We start from the raw sequence: 16,838 nt of genomic DNA, 5'->3' as shown, positions 1-16,838 counted from the left end.
TCGTCGGCGTTCTCCGTGACGTTTCGGAGCGGGTTCGTATGGAGGACGCGCTACGCGAGCGTGAAGAGCGGTTTCGACAGCTGGCCGAACATATCCAGGAGATCGTCTGGATGAGCGATCCGGAAAGCGAAGAGCTGATCTACGTCAATCCCGCCTACGAAGCGATCTGGGGTCGCTCGGCTGAGAGTCTCTACGAGGATCCCACATCATTTGTGGATGGCATTCACCACGAGGACCGTCCCCGTGTCGAGGAGGCGCTTGCTGCGCACGCGAACGGCGAGTACGACGAAACGTACCGCATCATTCGGCCAGATGGCGAACTACGGTGGGTCCACGACCGCGCAGTCCCGATCGAAAACGACGCTGGCGAGGTCTACCGAGTCGTCGGCATTACCTCGGACATCACCGAGCAAAAAGAACGTGAACGGGAGTTACGCGAGACGAAACGGCGACTCGATCTCGTGCTTGAAGGGACGAACACGGGTATTTGGGAGTGGAAGATAGGGACGGGCGAAATCGAGTGGAACGAGACGTTGGAACGGGCACTCGGACTTGAACCGGGCTCGTTTGAAGGGACGTACGAAGCCTTCACCAAGCGTGTCCACCCGGATGATCTGCCCGAGGTCGAGGAGGAACTCACCCAAGCAATCGAAACGGATGATCTGTATCACTTGGAGTTCAGAATGATCCACGAAGATGGTCACACAGTCTGGGCGGAATGCCCGGGAGTCATCGTCGATCAGGATGATGAGCCTGATTGGATGGTCGGCCTCCACCGCGACATCACCGAGCGCAAACGACGCGAGGAACGGCTGGAGCGGTTTGCCGCTATCGTGAGCCACGATCTGCGGAATCCCCTTACTGTGGCGAGTGGATACCTCGAACTTGCACAGGAAGACTGTAAGAGTGACTCCCTCGATCGCGTCGAGAAGGCGCATGATCGGATGGCCAGTCTGATCGAGAATCTCCTCACACTGACACGTGACGGCGACACGGTTGATGAGACGGAATCGGTCGAGTTGAGAGAGATCATCGAAAAGTCCTGGGAGAACGTAATGACGGCGGAGGCGGTGCTCACGGCCGATCTGGACTGTGAGGTTCGAGCGGACCGAAGTCGGCTTCAACAGCTCCTCGAGAATCTTCTGCGCAACGCGGTTGAACATGGTGGTGCGGATGTGACGGTTACCGTCGGCAGGTTGGAGAACGGCTTCTACGTCGAGGACGACGGCCCCGGCATCCCCGAAGGGGATCATGACGACGTGTTCGAGGCCGGATACTCGACCGCAGAGGGCGGAACCGGATTCGGGCTGAACATCGTCAAGCAGGTGGCGGAAGCCCACGACTGGAAGGTCCGCGTCACCGACGGGGCCGAAGGCGGCGCACGGTTTGAGATCACGGGCGTTGAGTGTGCCTCCGAATAGCGCGTGAATCAGCCGTCGTCGCGCTCGGGGAGCCGGCCGAGCGGGTCGTCGACGAGGCTCGGATGGGTGCGCTGGCGCGCCTCGTGAGGCTCGGCGAAGTACTCCCGCATGGCGGCCATCGACTCGCGCTCGCGGGCGCGTCGCTCCGTCTCGCTGATCTCCTCACACCCCGGCGGCACGTCCCGGCCGCGGTCGGTGAAGTAGCCCTCCGGCGCGACCCAGTCGTGGTAAAAGGGGACCTCCGCGTCGTGGATCAGGGTGACCGCCACCTCGGCACCGTGGCCCGCGGCGATCGCCGTCTGGTGGTAGCGCTCGGCGATGCGGCCTGCGGCGTAGATTCCCTCCACGTTCGTCCGGCCGAGCCCCTCGTCGTCGACGTAGCGTTTCGAGCCCGCGTCGCGGACCTCGACGCCGAGCGCGTCGAGGTAGTCGGCGTCGGCCCACGAGGCCCCGATCACGCGCTCGGCGGCGACCCGGTAGGTGTCGGGGGCGTCGTCGCTCCCCCCGGTCGCCGCCGTGGCGTCCCCACCCGACGCCCGCCACGTGCCGGCGGCATCCGGATCCTCGCGCTCGACGGTCGCGACGAACCGGGCGTCGCGGTCCGCGGCGTCCGCAAGTACGTCGCCCGCGCGGTCGAGTGCGGTGACGCGCCCGCGCCGCAGGTCCGCGCCGTTGCGGGTCGCCTGCGAGCGGAGCAGGTCCAGGAAGCGTCGCGGGTTGACGCCCGCCGGAAAGCCGGGGACGTTCTCCAGGTGGGCGTTGCGGGCGACGATCGGCTCGCCCGCGTTGACCACGAGGGTGTCGAGACTGGCGCGTGCGGTGTAGACGCTAGCGGTGAGGCCGGCGACCCCGCCGCCGACCACGAGCGTCTCGTACGTGTCGAGTTGCGCGTCCGTCGTCATAGCCGAGTTGCCGGCCGGTGGGAACTTAGCACTAGCTGAATCGAGGCGTCCCGAACTGGTCGGCCGCTCGAGGTGAAAACGACCAGGTCCAGTCCTCCTCACACGCCATCCGCGTCCCGGTCCATCAGCTCGACAACCTCTTCTCGGGAGACGAGTTCGGAACTACCTGACCGTAGATCGTGTTCGCTCGCCGCGATCTGTTTCCATCCCTCGCGAGAGAACGCGGGGTGTTTCACCGCGTCGCGGGCGGCATATCGAAGGAACTCACTTCTGGAATTGAATCCTTCCTCTTTCCACGTCGTGTCGATGTCCTCGAGAAACGCCCGACTCAGCCGAAGATTGATCTGGACCATCTCCGGGCCATCGCCGGTGGTTGAGCTATCGGTATTGGACATATACGTTTGCTATGCGCTGGTATATACTTGACATCTTCCCCGCCCTGAACAGTAGTTGCCGAATCGGATTCTGCTCCGCACTGAGCAAGCTGCTGTGATTGGAGATCTCGCCGTCGTGTCGAATTGCGCTGTGACAAATTCACTGAGGGAGCGACGCGCCAGCGGCGCTCCCGAGCGATGCCTCTGGATAACGGGGCGCACTCACCGGTCATCCCGGTCGGAATCGAATGGGTATTCAGCCGTACTCTGTCGAGAGAACGAATCTACGGAAGATTCGTGTAGAGATCGGCGGTGTCTGTGGAATTTTGTCATCTGAAGCTAACACGTTGGCTAACACCCAGAGATTGTACAGCGACACCGCGAACAGAAAGTAGAACAACCGAACCGAGAACGTCGGCGACGACGTTCTCGGGAGGAAATCACCGATCTGCCGATATGACGTTTCGATCCCCCAGCGGCGGCGGAACGCCGCCGCGTACGCTTTCGCTGTCGAAGCATCGACGTCCAAATTCGTCACAAACCATACGTGCTCATCGTCGGTTGTACGGTGCGGAACCGCGAAGACTGTAACATCCACTGCCGCCGTTGGCTTGCGCTTGCGTTGCATTGTGTACTCATCGGCGACCGTCTCAGCGCCGGCGCTGAGACGGTCTTTCATTCCACTACTCGGACGTGCTCGCACGATATAATCGACACCCAGCTGTTCTAACTCTTCGACGACGTGGACTTGGTAGAACCCACGGTCGAGGTACACGTGCCGAATTGAAACGTACTGCTGGGCCGTTTCGAGCAAGGAACGAACGGCGTCGCGCTTGGCGCGAAAGCCGTTCGCGTCCATCGGCACTACCTCAAGCGTAAACCGCGTGTGTGGCGCAACGATACACAGCGTTGCGAAACAGAACGCTTTGTTCGTACCAAGGTCTGGATACGTCGTTATCACGTGATCAGTCTCGGCAGAGCCGTAGTACCGCCACTCGTGGAGATCGATGGCAACATCGACGAACGCGGGAAGTCGCCGCTGAGATCGAAGGACTTCGAACAACCGATCTCGGACGCCATCGAACTGGTTGTCGATGGCGTCCGTCGAGAGGTTTCGCAAGTGGTACAGTAGCGATTTAGCGAGCGGGTTCCGAGCAGCGGACGTGACGTTCACTTGCTCGCCACGCTCAAGTTGAAGCGTCTTCCCACCCGTATTTGCAAACTCGTGATCGAAGGCGATACGAGAGAGGATTTCGTGGAAATCCTCTCTCGTGTACTTCCCGCACGGTTTGACACCGAACTCTAATTGCGGATACAGCAGCGTCGAAGCGGCACGACACGCTTGTTTCGCTTCAGCTGTCTGGACCATCTTTCAACCAACGTCGCCCAGCGTGAAGAGTCTCAGCTAGGTTCGGCAACTACTGTTCAGGGCGGGGAGGATGTCAAAGTAGTTACGCTCTTCCGTAGGAGATTGTTGATACAGTCACCCGTTACAGATCTCATTCAGTAGCCGGCCGTCAGAACCGCTGAGTCGTACGTTCTCGATCCGATCGACCTACCACGGAATCGCAAGACGGCTCTCCATCAACAATGTGCTACACAAGAGCGTACAGTAGTTATGTAGCCCTACACGTAGCGCTGATTGTCTTGTCCGAGAAACCCCGGTTTGTGGAACGGTGGGAGATAGAGATGCACAATAACATTTATACAATCGTATAGAGTACGTATAGGTATGAGCACCGAGAGAAAATCGGTCCCGGTTTCGCTGCCGTCGGAGCTGGTAGAACGCTTGGACGCTCTCGTCGAGGACGGTGTGTTCGGCTCCCGGTCCGAGGCGCTACGTTACGGCGCTCGGTTGGTTGTTCGAGAGGAACGCTTCGAGCGCGTCCACGAAGAGACTGCAGAGCGTGCTCAGGAAGACGTCAAGGAGCGGTTGGAGCGCAAACGTGTATCTTGATTTGGACGTCATCTTGGCCGAATTGAAGGCAGACGACTGGCTCGCCAGCGAGGTCGATTTGGAGGCGATGGATGCGCCGAAGACGTCCGTCGCTACCGGCATTGAACTACAGTACGTGATGGAAGGTGCATGGCCACGTGACCGAGTGGTGAACTCTCACCACGAGATCGCTGACTTGGGAATTGAGATGGTCCCGCTTGGGATAGACGCGTTAGACGCTGCCGCCGAACTGCGGTCACAGTACGATTCGCTGAACGTCTTTGACGGCGTCCACCTTGGAACCGCTCAGACACTCGGAGACCCTATTGTCTCTACAGACACGCTCTACCCACAGATCTCCGAAGTGGAGAGTCTCGATCCGAGAAACATCGGCTAACTGTTCTCGCCGGGCGAGACGTAGTTGTCGCCGATCATCTCCACGCCAAACAGCAGCGTGGGCATGTTTCTTTCTGAATTAAAACTCGGCGGCTCTGTTGAAATCCCATTTTTCAGATGTATTTCCAACTGAAACAGCCAGTCGATAGCGACTGCTTGTTGATCGACCTCGGGAGTAGGTGTTGTACGTGAGTGAGTGCGGGGTTTATCAGTGGAGCGTTGGTGGAGGTGGTTTCTCTTTATAAAGTGTGTTTGATAGGTGAGTCGCTGGCGCTGCATACGTGAGGACCGCCGGCAAAGCCCCAGCCGGCTCCGGTCGAGGGTTCCGGAAGACGGTCCGGCTCGCTGCTCGCGGCTTCGCCGCTCGCGTTTCGAGGTGCTCCCGTCGGTCGCACCTCGCTGCGCTCGCGGGCTGCGACTTCCGTCGTCCCGCTCGCAGGCTCGCGGGACCCTCGCTGCGCGCTTTTCAGGGCGTCTCTCCGCACAGCCCGACGCCCTGAAAAGTGCTTGCGTCGCCCGTCGTCCCGGAGCCAGCTCGCGGCTTCGCCGCTCGCTTTCCGAGGGCTCCCTCCGGTCGCCCTCGCCGGCTGCCCCTTTGAGTCCCGCCCCGGACAGCACCGCAGCCTCAGCCCTCCCCAGCCTCGGTCGACGGTGGCCGCGGGACCGCTCCGCGGCCACCGTCGACCTCCCTCGCGCGCGTTTCTCGCGCGCGCCGACAGCCCGCCGAGATTTAAAAGGGAGTAGCGGAACTGCTCTTGGCCGTTTATAGGTGAACACCGATGACACCGATTGTAATACCCGTTTCCGATATCGATCACCGAGCAATTCCCACAGACCGGGCGTTTCAGGTGGGAATGAGTCTGAAGGATTGGATTTCAACGGAGCCAGGATGGTGTAGACGCCCCCGTGGCTCGTGGGCTTTCGGCCCACTCGGTTCCGTGGTCTCACTTCGTTCGACCACGCTGCTCACGGCTTCGCCGTTCGCTTTCGAGGGTTCCCTCCGGTCGCCCTCGCTACTCGTGCCCTGAAACCCGCACCGGCTCGTACGGCTCCTCCAACCACTCGATGTCCGAATCGGAGAGGTCGATGTCGAGCGCCTCGACGGCGTCCTCCAGATGCTCGACGCTCGTCGTCCCGACGATGGGTGCGTCCACCCAGTCCTTGTGGAACAGCCACGCCAGCGCGATCTGCGCCATCTTCACGCCGCGCTCGGCGGCGAGCTCCTCGACGCGAGCGTTGATCGCCCGGCCGCCGCCCTCGCGATACGGGTGCCGGTACATGTGCTCCTCCGTCTCACCGCGGAGCGTGGCGTCGATGTCGTCGTCAGGTCGGGCGAGGTACCCGCGCGCCAGCGGGCTCCACGGCATCACGCCGACGCCCTCCTTGTCACAGTAGGGGAGCATCTCGCGCTCCTCCTCGCGGTAGACGAGGTTGTAGTGGTTCTGCATCGTGACGAACTGGTCGTACCCCTCGCGCTCGCTCGTCCGGCGTGCCTCCGCGAACTGGTGGGCCCACATCGAGGACGCCCCGACGTAGCGGGTCTTCCCGCGGCGCACGGCGTCGTCGAGCGCCGCGAGCGTCTCGTCGATCGGCGTGTCGTCGTCCCACCGGTGGATCTGGTAGAGGTCGACCGTGTCCATGCCGAGTCGGTCGAGGGAGTTGTCGAGCTCCTGTTCGATCGCCTTCCGGGAGAGGCCGCCGGAGTTCGGGTTGTCGTCGTCCATCTGAAAGTAGCCCTTCGTGGCGACGACCGCCTCATCGCGGTGTCCCTCCAGCGCTTCTCCGAGGATGCGCTCGGACTCGCCGTCCGAGTACATGTTGGCGGTATCGAAGAAGTTGATGCCGAGGTCGAGGGCGCGCTCGACGAGCTCCTTCCCCTCCTCCTCGCCGAGCACCCAGTCACGCCAGTCGGGGTCGCCGAAGCTCATGCAGCCGAGGCAGATCCGCGAGACCTCCATACCGGTGTTGCCGAGCGTGGTGTACTCCATACGGGGGCGACGGCGTGCGTCCTCAAAAAACCGCGCGGCCGGTGTTCCACACTCCCCGTGGGCACGCTCCTTATCGGGCGTACAACTTCTCGCCGAGAAGGGTCGCAAGCGAGACGCCGCTGTTTGGGGTGACGGCAACGTAGGGCTGGTCGACGGGGCCGAACACGTCCACGACGCGCCCGACGGACGACAGCGACTCGTCGACGACCGTCGCGCCGATGTCCGGCGGCTCGGCGCCCGCGTCGATGCGGGCGATCGCAAGCCCCTGTGCCGTGCGAACGACGGTGCCGACGCGCTGCATCGTCACTCGCGGAGGATGCCGACGTAGGCGGCGACCGCCTGCACGAGGTCGTTTTTCGTGGTGTCGTCGGTGCCCTTCACGACGACCGCACCGCGGGGCTCGAACTCCCGCGAGTACGTCATGTCGCGTTCGATCACTGCGTCGTAGCCGACCTGCTGGACGGCCTTCGCGATCTCGTCGACCGTGGGCTCCTCGACGGCCATGTCGAGGGGGACCCGTCGGCCCTCGTTGCGGCTCACGTCCGCGTCGAGGTAGGCGGGGTAGATGACGTTCTCGACCATATCGGAGGGGCGGGCGCCCGGCGTAAGGTCGTTTCGACTGTCGGCGAGGGTGCTTGGCCGCGGTCGGACGACGGCAAAAACGGGGAGAACGAGCGGACCGTTCAGTCCCGACGTGCCAGCAGCGCGGCACCGAGCGCAGCGACGAGCGCCGCCACGACGCCGAATCCGGGTGCGGCGTCGTCGGTCGACTCGTCAGGCTCGGCGGGTTCCTCGGTCGGGGTCGGTGTGTCGTCCTCGGCGGTCGGCGTCTCCGTCTCCAGCCGCTCGTTGTACTCGACGACGCCGTCAGCGATCGAGCCCGTCGTTTCGACGACGCTGCGAGGCGCCGGCTGGTTCACCCAGTGCGGTTCGATGACGACGTAGCTCTCCTGCTGCACTGCGGTGAGCCCCACGTACGGCTCCTCGTCGAACAGCGGGTCGTCAGGGTCCTCGACGACCAGCACTTCGGGGTCCGCCGCGATGATGTCCTCGGCGGAGACTTGCGGATACGGCTGGTCGTAGCCGGTGGCGACGTTCCGCGTGCCGGCGACGGTCATCATGTCGTGGATGAACGTCCCCTCGGCCGCGACGAACCCGTTAAACTCGCCGGCGTCGAGCGGACGCAGAGCGCTCGGTGTTTCGAGCCCGTCGACGCGTTCTTCGACGTCGGCGACCTCATCGTGCATCCACTCGTTCGTCTCGGCAGCCCCCTCACAGTTGCCGACGAGCTCACCGGTAATTTCGGTTTTCTCCGCCACATCGTCAATGGAGGTGGCGGCATGGTAGTGGTAGACGGTCAGCCCGGCCTCGCGGAGTGGCTCCACGGCCTCCGCCGAGGCGTTCGGCGCGAGCACGAGGTCCGGCTCCGTGTCGACGACCGTCTCGACGTCGACGCCGAACTCGGCGGACACGTCCGTCCTCTCCTCGGCGCCGTCGAGGTACATCGCGAACTGTGTCACGCCGACCACGCGCTCCCGCGCGCCGATCTCCCAGAGCACCTGCGCGGCGGAGGGGTTCGTCGTCGTGATCCGCTCGGGCGGCTCCTCCAGCGTGATCGTCTCGCCCGTCGCGTCGGTTATCTCGACCGGGAATTCGCAGTGGTCCGCAGTGGTCGTGGTCATCGTTGGCTGTGCGCCCGCCGCGCCCGCGACGCCGCCCACGAGGGCGGTCGTCACGAGCAGGGCAACTGTCACTGCGAGAGTTGAACGCATCGTTCGATCGACGGCCGCAGTCCAATAAGTACTTACCTACTGCAAGTTGCGTTGCTAACCGATGCAAACCGCGGCGCGGACCACGGCGTGGTCGATCGGGTTAGCCGCGCTGCTCGCCGTCGTCGTGGTGATAAGCGCCGGAATCGGCCCCGTTCGAATCCCGCCCGCGGAGGTCGCGAAAGTCGTGTTGAACGCCCTCGCGGTGCCCGCCGGCGTCGAGTTCGGCGGGCGCGGCTCCGGGCTGCTCTCCGTCGTGAACGCCCACCTCGTCTACCGGTCACCCTTCGCCTTCCCGGTTCAGTCCACCCACGAGCAGATCGTCATGCGAGTCAGACTGCCGCGGATCCTGCTTGCCGCCCTCGTCGGCTTTGCGCTCGCCGCCGCCGGCACCGTGATGCAGGGGTTCTTCCGAAACCCGATGGCCGACCCGTCGATCATCGGCGTCTCCTCCGGGGCCGCCGTCGGCGCGGTCGGGTTCATCGTCTTCCCCGTCTCGCTGTCGGCGACGCTCGCGCTCCCCCTGCTGGGGCCGACCGAGGTCGGCCTCTCGTACGGCGCCGGCGTCAGCCTGTTCGCGTTCGTCGGCGCCCTCGCTGCCGCGTTCCTCGTCTACGCCATCGCGACCCGACACGGGCGGACGCCGGTCGCGACCCTGTTGCTGGCCGGCGTCGCCGTCCAGACGTTCCTCGGCGCGGTTATCTCCTACCTGCAGTTGCAGGCCGGCGAGTCGCTCCGCCGGATCGTCGCTTGGCTGATGGGCCACCTCGCGGGCGCGTCGTGGAGCGACGTGACGGTTACGCTCGTCGTGGTTCCGCCGCTGTTCCTCCTGCTGTTGATGTACACGCGTGACCTGAACGTGCTCCTGTTGGGCGAGGAGGAGGCGCAGGGGCTCGGCATCGAGGTCGAGCGCACCAAGCGGATCCTGCTTGCGGCCTCCGCGCTGATCACGGCGGCGGGCGTCGCGTTCGCCGGCGTCATCGGCTTCGTCGGCCTCATCATCCCGCACATGCTCCGGCTGGTCGTGGGACCGGACCACCGGATCCTCCTCCCGACGGCCGCGCTCGGCGGCGCATCGTTCCTCGTCGCCGCCGACACTCTTGCCCGATCCGGCGTCACGGGCGCCGAGCTCCCCGTCGGCGTCGTCACCGCCGCCGTCGGCGCGCCCTTCTTCATCTACCTGCTCACGAAACGGGAGGTGCACGAGCTGTGAGCGTGGACGAAACTCCGGGCGTTACTTCGGAGGAGACGCCGGCGTCGGATGGCGTTGCCGACACCCCCTCCGACGCCGAGGGGGACCCAATGATCGCCGTCAGGAACCTCGCCGTCTCCTTCGGCGACCTCGACGTGCTGGCGGACGTGGACGTCACGGTCGACCGGGGCACGTTCGTCGGCCTCGTGGGGCCGAACGGTGCCGGCAAGACCACGCTGCTCCGGACGGTGAAGGGGACGCTGGAGCCTGATTCCGGCGAGGTTCGTCTCGCCGGCGACGCCGTCGCCGACCTCACGGCGCGCGAGCGAGGACGCAGAGTGGCGAGCGTTCCCCAGGATACCAGCCTCTCGTTCGACTTCCCGGTGCGGACGGTCGTCGAGATGGGGCGGACCCCGCACCTCTCCCGGTTCGGCGGGCACGACGCCGACGACGCCGAGGCGGTTCGGCGGGCGATGGAGCGCGCGGACGTCGCGAAGTTTGCCGACCGCTCCATTCGGACGGTCTCCGGCGGGGAGCGTCAGCGCGTGCTTCTCGCGCGGGCGCTCGCCCAGGAGACGCCTGCGCTCCTGCTCGACGAGCCCACCGCGAGCCTCGACGTGAACCACGCCGTCCGCACCCTCGAACTCGTCCGCCGGCTCGTCGACGACGGAAAGACGGCGGTCGCCGCCATCCACGACCTCGACATGGCCGCCCGGTATTGTGACAAACTCGTGCTCGTGGCGGACGGCGCGGTGCAGGCCGCGGGACCACCCCGGAACGTGCTGACCGCGGGCGCGCTCCGGAACGCCTTCGACGCGGAGACGTTCGTCGGCGACGACCCCGTGACGGGCGCGCCGAGCGTGACGACGCTGCCAACAACGGACTACGACCCGCATCGAGTCCACGTCGTCGGAACCGGTCCCGACGCTGCACGCGTGATCGGCCGGCTCGCGGCCGCCGGCCACGACCTCTCTGTCGGAGTCGCTCCCGAGGGCGACGTGGCCGAGCGAGCCGCCGTCGATGCGGGGGCTCCCGTCGTCACCGTGGCTCCGTTTTCGGCGATCGGCGAGGAGGCGTCCACGCAAGCAGCCGAACTCTCGGCGACCGCCGACGTAACCGTCGTCGTCGGCACTCCGGCCACAGGTAACGAGGTCGTCGTCGACCACGCCCAGTGTGTCGTCGACGTTTCCGCGGACGCAGATGCAGCGTCGGTGCTGGACGCCATCAGCGACGCGATGGGGGCACCGGCGTAAGCGCTTTTAGTAGGTAACGTTCCTCGACCAATCGTATAGGTGCCGAGGCACGCGCCCTCCTCGTCAGCGCCTGACCGCCGACGGATAGCTGTCGAAGCGTCACCCTTTATCCGTCGGCCCACCTCGTTCCGCCGATGAGCGTTCCCTGCGTCGCCGTCGACCGTGAGCGCGGCGAGTCGGTTCGGAGCCGCCTCGCCGAGGCCGACGTGCTCGACGGCGACCACCAGATCAGCGTTGAGGACGGGACGATCTACATTCCCGTCACGGATCCCGCGGCGGTGCCCGCCGACCTCCGCGCGTCCGTGGTCGAGCGCGACGCCGCCGAGCGCGATCGGCCCCGAACACCCGCCGAGATTCTCGGGTTCGAGCCCTCCCTCGAACGCCTCGGCGACATCGTGATCGTCGACGAGGACGACGACGAGCGCGCCCGCGAGATCGCCGACGCGGTGATGGCGTCCGACATCCCCTGTGAGACCGTTCTCAACCGGGCGTCGCCCATCGAGGGCGAGCTCCGGGTTCGTCAGTGGGACGTGCTCGCCGGCAACGGCACCGAAACCGTCCACCGCGAGTACGGCCACGAGTTCCTGCTCGACGTGGCCGAGGTGTACTTCTCACCGCGGCTCGCCACGGAGCGCCACCGCGTCGCCGAGCAGGTGACCGACGGCGAGTACGTCGTCGACATGTTCGCGGGCGTCGGCCCCTACGCGGTGCCGATGGCGGCCCACGGCGCCGACGTGCTCGCCTGTGACCTCAACGAGCGCGCGGTCGAGTACCTCCGTGAGAACGCCGAGCGCAACGGGGTGGCCGACCGAATCACCGCCGTTGCCGGCGACGTGCGCGAGCTTGGGAACGAGTACGACGACACCGCCGACCGCATCGTGATGAACCTCCCACACTCCGCCAACGAGTTCGTGGATACCGCGGTTCGCCTCGCCGGCGACGATTGTGTCGTCCACTACTACGACATCCAACACGAGGACGACCCGTTCGGCCCCGGCACCCGCGCGCTCCGGGAGGCCGCCGGCGACGACTACGACGTGACCGTCGAGACGGAACACGTCGTCCGGTCGTATGCCCCCCACGAGCACAACGTCTGTCTGGACGTTCGGCTGACCCGTCGCAAGTAACCCGTCGAAACTGCCGTGACACGGCCGCCGGCTTCCACGACGCCTTTATCAGTCACGTTCGAAGCGGGCGTATGGACCCGCAGGCGACGTACGACCGGATCGCGAGCCACTTCTCGAAGACCCGCGAGTACGCGTGGCCGGAGGTCGCGTCGTTCCTGGAGGACCGCGATGTCGGGGAGGGTGGCGAAGCGAGCGTCGCGCTCGACGTGGGCTGCGGCAACGGACGCCACACGGAGCTGCTGTCCGGCGTCGCCGACCGCACGGTGGGGATCGATGTGAGTCGTGGACTGCTCAGGGAGGCCCGCCAGCGCGCGGCAGACCGAGGGTTTGCCGACACGACGGAGTTCGTCCACGGCGACGCGGCCGCGCTGCCGGTGGCTGACGACGCCGTCGACCTCGCGGTGTACGTCGCCGCGCTGCACCATCTCCGCCCGCGGGCACAACGGGTGGCGAGTCTCTCGGAGCTGGCGCGGGTGCTCCGGCCGGGCGCCGTCGCGCTCGTCAGCGCGTGGAGCACGGCCCACGACACGTTCGACCGCGAAGAGGGGTTCGACACGACGGTGGACTGGACGCTGCCCGGCGGCGAGACGGTGCCGCGCTACTACCACATTTACGCGCCCGACGAGTTCGCCGACGACCTCCGTGAGAGCGACCTCGACCCCGTCGATGTCGGCGTGTCGAGCGGCAACTGCTACGCGGTGGTGCGGGCGCCGTCGGCGTAGCGTGTCCCCTCCGGGATTTTGGCCCGAGAGTTACAGTCCCGTGGTCGTTCGCCTCGACCCGATGTGCGAGAGGCTTTCTCGACTGCGACCAGCCCGGCCCGACCGCGGCTCCCTGCGCGACCGGATCGACGCTGCCGCGACGCAGCGGGAGCGTGCGGAGCCGGCGCAAGCGGAGAGCGAGGCGATCCCCGAGCGACTCCGGGCGCGCGGAAGTGCAATGGCCGACGCAGACGACAACACACCGGCAGCAACCGACGGCTTCGGCGCCGAACACCCCGGCAACAAGCGCCTGCGGGAGTGGTGGACGGACCGGTTGCCGGCGACGACGAAGAGTAAGGTCCTTATCCCACCGGCGTTTCACTCGAATTGCGCGCGAGTGGTCTAGTGGTAGGACCTGAGCCTTCCAAGCTCATGGCCCGGGTTCAAATCCCGGCTCGCGCATACGCTTCGCTCGTTTGCGAGCCGTACCCCCGCTCGCTTCGCTCACGGGGGTCCCGGCTCGCGCATTCTTCGACTTCCACAGTCGGCGACGTACAGCACGTCCCCGCCGAGGGAGGGGTTGGCTGCCGCTCCGCGCAGCCGGGGAGCGCGCCCGCGGACCCCTCCATTAATGTCGCATCGCCGGTAACGCGAGGGCAGTGACTCGACTGCTCCCGTATGCGGTCGCGCTGTGTCTGGTCGGCATCGCCGCCGACATGGCGTCCACGTGCGTCGCGCTCTCCTCCGGACGGTTCGTGGAGGGGTCACCGGTCGGCGGCGTGCTCATCGCCCGATACGGCGTCGTCCCGGGGATGATCCTGACGAAGCTCGTCGGCATGGTCCTCGTCGGCGTTCCCGTCGCGCTCGCCGGGGGAAACCGCCGGCTGGTCGCCGCCGCGATGCTCGCGGGCGTCGGCCTGCTCTCGCTCGGGGCGGCGGCGTACAACGTCGCGATCTACCTGTGAGCCACCCGCCTTTTTACCCGCCGGCCTCCAATCGTCGCCGATGAGCGGGAAGCCGAGTGTCAGCGAGTACATGACCCGGGACGTCCAGACCGTTTCGCCGGACGACACGGTCGCGGACGTGGCGGAACGGATCGTCGAGAGCGCCGGCCACAACGGCTTCCCCGTCACGGACGGGCGGAAAGTGGAGGGGTTCGTCTCCGCGCGCGACCTCCTGTTGGTCGACGAGGACGCCGCGATCTTCACCGTCATGTCGACGGACCTCGTGGTGGCACACCCGGAGATGAACGTCACCGACGCGGCGCGGGTGATCCTCCGATCCGGGATCCAGAAGCTCCCGGTCGTCGACGACGCCGGCAACCTCGTCGGGATCATCTCGAACACCGACGTGGTGCGCTCGCAGATCGAGCGGGCGACTCCCGGGAAGGTCGGCAAGCTGATGCGAACCTTAGAGCAGATCCACGGCGTCGGCCTCTCCGAGGAGCGCCGCACCGTCCGGCTCGAAAACCTCACGCCCACCCAGTCGCGGGTGTACGCCGACGAGCTGGAGGGACGCCAGTACGAGCTGGAGCGCGGCCTCGCGGAGCCGCTCGTCGTCATCGACAACGGCGGACAGCTCTATCTCGCGGACGGCCACCACCGCGTGATGGCCGCCCACGAGATGGGGAAAGCCGAGATGGACGCGTACGTCATCATCACTGACGAGCCGGTCGAGCTCGGCATGGCGAAAACCGCCGAGAAGGAGGGGCTCACCGACATCACCGACATCGAGATCGTCGACTACGCCCGACACCCCCTGGTCGAGACGACGAAGCGGCTCCAGTAGCCCCGATTCCGGTCCGAACGCGACCCCGGACAACGCCTTTGTTGCCGCACGCCAACCGTCCCCCATGAGCGACGGCGAGCGCCCGACGGTTCGCCGGCTGGCCAGGAGCGTGGTCACGGCGGTTCGCTCACGCCCACCCGCGGAGCTCGCGGTCGTCTTTCTCGCCGTGCCCACGATGCTTGTCGCCGTCGCCGCGGCCCCCGGGACCGAGAACTGGCGCTTCTCGCTCGCCGCGGAGGGGGTCCTCACGGGACGGTGGACGCTCTGGACGGCGTTCGCGTCGAGTTTCGTCCACACGTCGACGGGGCACCTCGTCGACAACGTCGTCAACTACTGGCTGGTGATGGGCGTGGCGTACCCGCTCTCCGTGATCGCCGGGTGGCGCCGGCGGCTGGCGGTCGTCGCCGTCGGCTCGCTGGTCGTCGTCCCGGTCGTCTCCGCGTGGGCCACCCTCGTGACGCTCGGCGACCTCACGAACGCGTCCGCCGCGGGCTTTTCGGACCTCAACAACGCGCTGCTCGGCTACCTCCTCGTCGTCTGGTTCGCGGCGCTGGCGACGGAGCAGCCGGGCAGCGCGGCTGCGGAGGGCACCCACCACCAGGGGGCCGCACCTGCAGTCGACCCGCGGTGGGCGTTCGTCGCCGCGCTCGCCTCCCTCGCGGTGGTGTTCGCGGTGCCGAGCGGGGTGACCTACTTCCCGCCGCGTCCCGGGGTTGCGGTCCCGCTCGCGGCCGGAGCGGGAGGCGTCGCCCTGCACCTCATTCGGACTCGCGGTCATCCCCGGATCGTCGGACTCGACCTCTCGCCGGAACGCGAGCTGTTGTACGTGACCGGCGCCAGCGTCGTCGTCGCCGGCGTGGTCGGCTCGCTGGTGGTCGTTCCGTTCGGGAGCAACGCGTACGCCCACCTCGTGGGGTATCTCGTCGGACTGGCCGCCGCGCTCGGCGCGCTCGTGACGGCGGACCGGTGGGAGTGAGGCCGACCTCCGAGTTAAAAGGGACGGAGGCAACTCAACGGAGCGCGCGCACCACTTCAAAAGGGGGCCGTGCCGAACGCCTACAGTCGGTCGTCCTCGATGCTCCCGGGGTCCTCTGCCGTATCGAACATGTTGTTCTCGGCGCCCTCCAGCATCTCGTCGCGCGGCTCCTCGTCGGTGAAGCTGACGTTGTACGCCTCGATGCCCGAGGAGATCAGCTCCTCGGCGGCCTGCTCTTCGGTGACGAACTCCTGGTCGGCCAGCTGCTGGAACTCCGCGTAGACGTCGTCGGACAGGTTCAGCTCGAACGTGGGCATACGCTCCACTTTCCGCCGGACGCTTTTAAACTTCGTGGAGGGGTGCGTCGCGCGCGCAGTCCACCGCTTGGATGAGCGTTAGAGGTCGCCCCACGCACCCAAAAACCGCTGGACTGCCGTGAGGTGACCGACGACCGCCAGGAGGACGAGCAGGAGCTCGACGACGCCGAGGCCGACGACGAGGGGATCCGCGTACAGGGCCGCGACGAGGCCGACGATCCCCATCAGCGCGAGTCGGTCAGCGCGGCCGAGCAGGCCGCCGTACTCCCGGCCGAGACCCACAGCCTGGATCTGCGTGCCGAGGTACGATGTCATCAACACGCCCGTGACGGCGAGGAAGCCGAGCGCGTAGGCGTCGACGCCGGCCGCAAAGCCGGCGATGATGACGATGTCGGCGTACCGGTCCAGCACGTGGTCGAGCAGGTCGCCGCCCTCCGAGGAGACGCCCTGTTCGCGGGCGAGCGCGCCGTCGACCAGGTCGAGCCAGCCGTTCCCGAGCACGAGCACGGCGCCGAGCGCGTAGAAGACGGGCTCGGCGGCGTAGAACGCGCCGGCCGCCCCGACGGCGACCAGAAACGCGATCACGCTGATCTGGTCGGGCGAAAGCCCGAGGCGGTCAGCCGCCGACACCCACGGCCCGAGCAGTCGGTCGGCAAGCGGGCGGAACTGGTCGAGCGTCATTCGTCCACCTCGACGAA

21 protein-coding genes and 1 tRNA gene are annotated in these 16,838 nt (G+C 66.2%); 12 read left to right on the top strand and 10 right to left on the bottom strand.

Features of this window, described 5'->3' with window-relative positions:
- Positions 1 to 38 precede the first annotated feature (38 nt).
- Positions 39 to 1,421 carry a PAS domain-containing protein gene (locus ACYQ07_RS03975; protein ID WP_459877679.1) on the top strand — a complete coding sequence of 461 codons (1,383 nt, stop codon included), beginning with the start codon at positions 39 to 41 and terminating at the stop codon, positions 1,419 to 1,421.
- A gap of 8 nt (positions 1,422 to 1,429) precedes the next feature.
- Here the strand turns inward: ACYQ07_RS03975 and ACYQ07_RS03970 are convergent, their stop codons facing one another.
- The 3 genes from ACYQ07_RS03970 to ACYQ07_RS03960 all read right to left on the bottom strand — a co-directional run bounded on the left by ACYQ07_RS03970 (position 1,430) and on the right by ACYQ07_RS03960 (position 4,066).
- Positions 1,430 to 2,323, bottom strand: a complete 894-nt coding sequence (locus tag ACYQ07_RS03970; RefSeq protein WP_459877676.1) for an NAD(P)/FAD-dependent oxidoreductase — start codon at positions 2,321 to 2,323, stop codon at positions 1,430 to 1,432.
- A 98-nt stretch (positions 2,324 to 2,421) separates the two neighbouring features.
- Positions 2,422 to 2,718 (bottom strand): ribbon-helix-helix domain-containing protein, encoded by a 297-nt coding sequence (locus tag ACYQ07_RS03965; protein ID WP_459877673.1) that lies wholly within the window; start codon positions 2,716 to 2,718, stop codon positions 2,422 to 2,424.
- A gap of 235 nt (positions 2,719 to 2,953) precedes the next feature.
- The gene (locus ACYQ07_RS03960) at positions 2,954 to 4,066 is read right to left on the bottom strand and encodes a transposase (protein WP_459877670.1); all 1,113 of its coding nucleotides are present in this window, start codon (positions 4,064 to 4,066) and stop codon (positions 2,954 to 2,956) included.
- A 363-nt stretch (positions 4,067 to 4,429) separates the two neighbouring features.
- Between ACYQ07_RS03960 and ACYQ07_RS03955 the strand changes: the two genes are divergently transcribed.
- Positions 4,430 to 4,654: a ribbon-helix-helix domain-containing protein gene (locus ACYQ07_RS03955; protein ID WP_459877667.1), complete on the top strand. Its 225-nt coding sequence runs from the start codon at positions 4,430 to 4,432 to the stop codon at positions 4,652 to 4,654.
- A 22-nt stretch (positions 4,655 to 4,676) separates the two neighbouring features.
- Positions 4,677 to 5,030 carry a PIN domain-containing protein gene (locus tag ACYQ07_RS03950; protein ID WP_459877664.1) on the top strand — a complete coding sequence of 118 codons (354 nt, stop codon included), beginning with the start codon at positions 4,677 to 4,679 and terminating at the stop codon, positions 5,028 to 5,030.
- On the opposite strand, the gene ACYQ07_RS03945 is transcribed toward ACYQ07_RS03950, so the two are convergent.
- From ACYQ07_RS03945 to ACYQ07_RS03925, 5 genes are all read right to left on the bottom strand, one after another.
- Positions 5,027 to 5,308 carry a hypothetical protein gene (locus ACYQ07_RS03945; protein WP_459877662.1) on the bottom strand — a complete coding sequence of 94 codons (282 nt, stop codon included), beginning with the start codon at positions 5,306 to 5,308 and terminating at the stop codon, positions 5,027 to 5,029. The genes ACYQ07_RS03950 and ACYQ07_RS03945 overlap by 4 nt on opposite strands.
- Before the next feature lie 734 nt (positions 5,309 to 6,042).
- The gene (locus ACYQ07_RS03940; protein WP_459877659.1) at positions 6,043 to 7,017 is read right to left on the bottom strand and encodes an aldo/keto reductase; all 975 of its coding nucleotides are present in this window, start codon (positions 7,015 to 7,017) and stop codon (positions 6,043 to 6,045) included.
- Positions 7,018 to 7,087: 70 nt separating this feature from the next.
- Positions 7,088 to 7,318, bottom strand: a complete 231-nt coding sequence (locus ACYQ07_RS03935; protein WP_459877656.1) for an H/ACA ribonucleoprotein complex subunit GAR1 — start codon at positions 7,316 to 7,318, stop codon at positions 7,088 to 7,090.
- A gap of 2 nt (positions 7,319 to 7,320) precedes the next feature.
- A complete protein-coding gene (gene srp19, locus ACYQ07_RS03930; RefSeq protein ID WP_459877653.1) occupies positions 7,321 to 7,599 on the bottom strand; it encodes a signal recognition particle subunit SRP19 in 279 nt (92 codons plus the stop codon).
- A 101-nt stretch (positions 7,600 to 7,700) separates the two neighbouring features.
- Positions 7,701 to 8,789 carry a PGF-CTERM-anchored ABC transporter substrate-binding protein gene (locus tag ACYQ07_RS03925; RefSeq protein WP_459877650.1) on the bottom strand — a complete coding sequence of 363 codons (1,089 nt, stop codon included), beginning with the start codon at positions 8,787 to 8,789 and terminating at the stop codon, positions 7,701 to 7,703.
- A gap of 61 nt (positions 8,790 to 8,850) precedes the next feature.
- Between ACYQ07_RS03925 and btuC the strand changes: the two genes are divergently transcribed.
- The 9 genes from btuC to ACYQ07_RS03880 all read left to right on the top strand — a co-directional run bounded on the left by btuC (position 8,851) and on the right by ACYQ07_RS03880 (position 15,823).
- On the top strand, positions 8,851 to 9,999 hold the full coding sequence (gene btuC / locus ACYQ07_RS03920; protein ID WP_459877647.1) for a vitamin B12 ABC transporter permease BtuC: 1,149 nt from the start codon (positions 8,851 to 8,853) through the stop codon (positions 9,997 to 9,999).
- Positions 9,996 to 11,231: an ATP-binding cassette domain-containing protein gene (locus tag ACYQ07_RS03915; RefSeq protein ID WP_459877644.1), complete on the top strand. Its 1,236-nt coding sequence runs from the start codon at positions 9,996 to 9,998 to the stop codon at positions 11,229 to 11,231. The genes btuC and ACYQ07_RS03915 overlap by 4 nt, the downstream gene beginning before the upstream one ends.
- 134 nt (positions 11,232 to 11,365) lie before the next feature.
- Positions 11,366 to 12,358: a class I SAM-dependent methyltransferase gene (locus ACYQ07_RS03910; RefSeq protein ID WP_459877641.1), complete on the top strand. Its 993-nt coding sequence runs from the start codon at positions 11,366 to 11,368 to the stop codon at positions 12,356 to 12,358.
- A gap of 71 nt (positions 12,359 to 12,429) precedes the next feature.
- A complete protein-coding gene (locus ACYQ07_RS03905; protein ID WP_459877638.1) occupies positions 12,430 to 13,080 on the top strand; it encodes a class I SAM-dependent methyltransferase in 651 nt (216 codons plus the stop codon).
- A gap of 217 nt (positions 13,081 to 13,297) precedes the next feature.
- Complete coding sequence (locus tag ACYQ07_RS03900; RefSeq protein WP_459877635.1) at positions 13,298 to 13,465, top strand: hypothetical protein; 168 nt, start codon at positions 13,298 to 13,300, stop codon at positions 13,463 to 13,465.
- Positions 13,451 to 13,521: transfer RNA gene (locus ACYQ07_RS03895), tRNA-Gly, on the top strand. Before ACYQ07_RS03900 ends, ACYQ07_RS03895 begins: the two co-directional genes overlap by 15 nt.
- A gap of 197 nt (positions 13,522 to 13,718) precedes the next feature.
- Positions 13,719 to 14,024, top strand: a complete 306-nt coding sequence (locus ACYQ07_RS03890) for a hypothetical protein (protein WP_459877632.1) — start codon at positions 13,719 to 13,721, stop codon at positions 14,022 to 14,024.
- Positions 14,025 to 14,064: 40 nt separating this feature from the next.
- Entirely contained in the window at positions 14,065 to 14,847 is a 783-nt protein-coding gene (locus tag ACYQ07_RS03885) for a CBS domain-containing protein (protein ID WP_459877629.1), read from the top strand.
- A gap of 64 nt (positions 14,848 to 14,911) precedes the next feature.
- A complete protein-coding gene (locus ACYQ07_RS03880) occupies positions 14,912 to 15,823 on the top strand; it encodes a hypothetical protein (protein ID WP_459877626.1) in 912 nt (303 codons plus the stop codon).
- 80 nt (positions 15,824 to 15,903) lie between these two features.
- Here ACYQ07_RS03880 and ACYQ07_RS03875 read toward each other — a convergent pair whose 3' ends face one another.
- Positions 15,904 to 16,140, bottom strand: a complete 237-nt coding sequence (locus ACYQ07_RS03875) for a DUF7120 family protein (RefSeq protein WP_459877623.1) — start codon at positions 16,138 to 16,140, stop codon at positions 15,904 to 15,906.
- A 78-nt stretch (positions 16,141 to 16,218) separates the two neighbouring features.
- Positions 16,219 to 16,821, bottom strand: a complete 603-nt coding sequence (locus ACYQ07_RS03870; RefSeq protein WP_459877621.1) for a CDP-alcohol phosphatidyltransferase family protein — start codon at positions 16,819 to 16,821, stop codon at positions 16,219 to 16,221.
- Positions 16,822 to 16,838: the final 17 nt, after the last annotated feature.

The sequence above is a fragment of the Halorubrum gandharaense genome, assembly GCF_054654575.1.
This window is presented reverse-complemented; position numbering and strand designations above follow the sequence as displayed.

Excerpts from the sequence above, each read along its gene's own strand:
- ACYQ07_RS03925 (WP_459877650.1), bottom strand. The coding sequence starts at position 8,789 with ATGCGTTCAACTCTCGCAGTGACAGTTGCCCTGCTCGTGACGACCGCC.
- ACYQ07_RS03910 (WP_459877641.1), top strand. The coding sequence starts at position 11,366 with ATGAGCGTTCCCTGCGTCGCCGTCGACCGTGAGCGCGGCGAGTCGGTT.
- ACYQ07_RS03955 (WP_459877667.1), top strand. The coding sequence starts at position 4,430 with ATGAGCACCGAGAGAAAATCGGTCCCGGTTTCGCTGCCGTCGGAGCTG.
- ACYQ07_RS03880 (WP_459877626.1), top strand. The coding sequence starts at position 14,912 with ATGAGCGACGGCGAGCGCCCGACGGTTCGCCGGCTGGCCAGGAGCGTG.
- ACYQ07_RS03875 (WP_459877623.1), bottom strand. The coding sequence starts at position 16,140 with ATGCCCACGTTCGAGCTGAACCTGTCCGACGACGTCTACGCGGAGTTC.
- ACYQ07_RS03870 (WP_459877621.1), bottom strand. The coding sequence starts at position 16,821 with ATGACGCTCGACCAGTTCCGCCCGCTTGCCGACCGACTGCTCGGGCCG.
- ACYQ07_RS03905 (WP_459877638.1), top strand. The coding sequence starts at position 12,430 with ATGGACCCGCAGGCGACGTACGACCGGATCGCGAGCCACTTCTCGAAG.
- ACYQ07_RS03940 (WP_459877659.1), bottom strand. The coding sequence starts at position 7,017 with ATGGAGTACACCACGCTCGGCAACACCGGTATGGAGGTCTCGCGGATC.
- ACYQ07_RS03885 (WP_459877629.1), top strand. The coding sequence starts at position 14,065 with ATGAGCGGGAAGCCGAGTGTCAGCGAGTACATGACCCGGGACGTCCAG.
- ACYQ07_RS03960 (WP_459877670.1), bottom strand. The coding sequence starts at position 4,066 with ATGGTCCAGACAGCTGAAGCGAAACAAGCGTGTCGTGCCGCTTCGACG.
- ACYQ07_RS03970 (WP_459877676.1), bottom strand. The coding sequence starts at position 2,323 with ATGACGACGGACGCGCAACTCGACACGTACGAGACGCTCGTGGTCGGC.
- srp19 (WP_459877653.1), bottom strand. The coding sequence starts at position 7,599 with ATGGTCGAGAACGTCATCTACCCCGCCTACCTCGACGCGGACGTGAGC.
- ACYQ07_RS03945 (WP_459877662.1), bottom strand. The coding sequence starts at position 5,308 with ATGCAGCGCCAGCGACTCACCTATCAAACACACTTTATAAAGAGAAAC.
- ACYQ07_RS03975 (WP_459877679.1), top strand. The coding sequence starts at position 39 with ATGGAGGACGCGCTACGCGAGCGTGAAGAGCGGTTTCGACAGCTGGCC.
- btuC (WP_459877647.1), top strand. The coding sequence starts at position 8,851 with ATGCAAACCGCGGCGCGGACCACGGCGTGGTCGATCGGGTTAGCCGCG.
- ACYQ07_RS03900 (WP_459877635.1), top strand. The coding sequence starts at position 13,298 with ATGGCCGACGCAGACGACAACACACCGGCAGCAACCGACGGCTTCGGC.
- ACYQ07_RS03935 (WP_459877656.1), bottom strand. The coding sequence starts at position 7,318 with ATGCAGCGCGTCGGCACCGTCGTTCGCACGGCACAGGGGCTTGCGATC.
- ACYQ07_RS03965 (WP_459877673.1), bottom strand. The coding sequence starts at position 2,718 with ATGTCCAATACCGATAGCTCAACCACCGGCGATGGCCCGGAGATGGTC.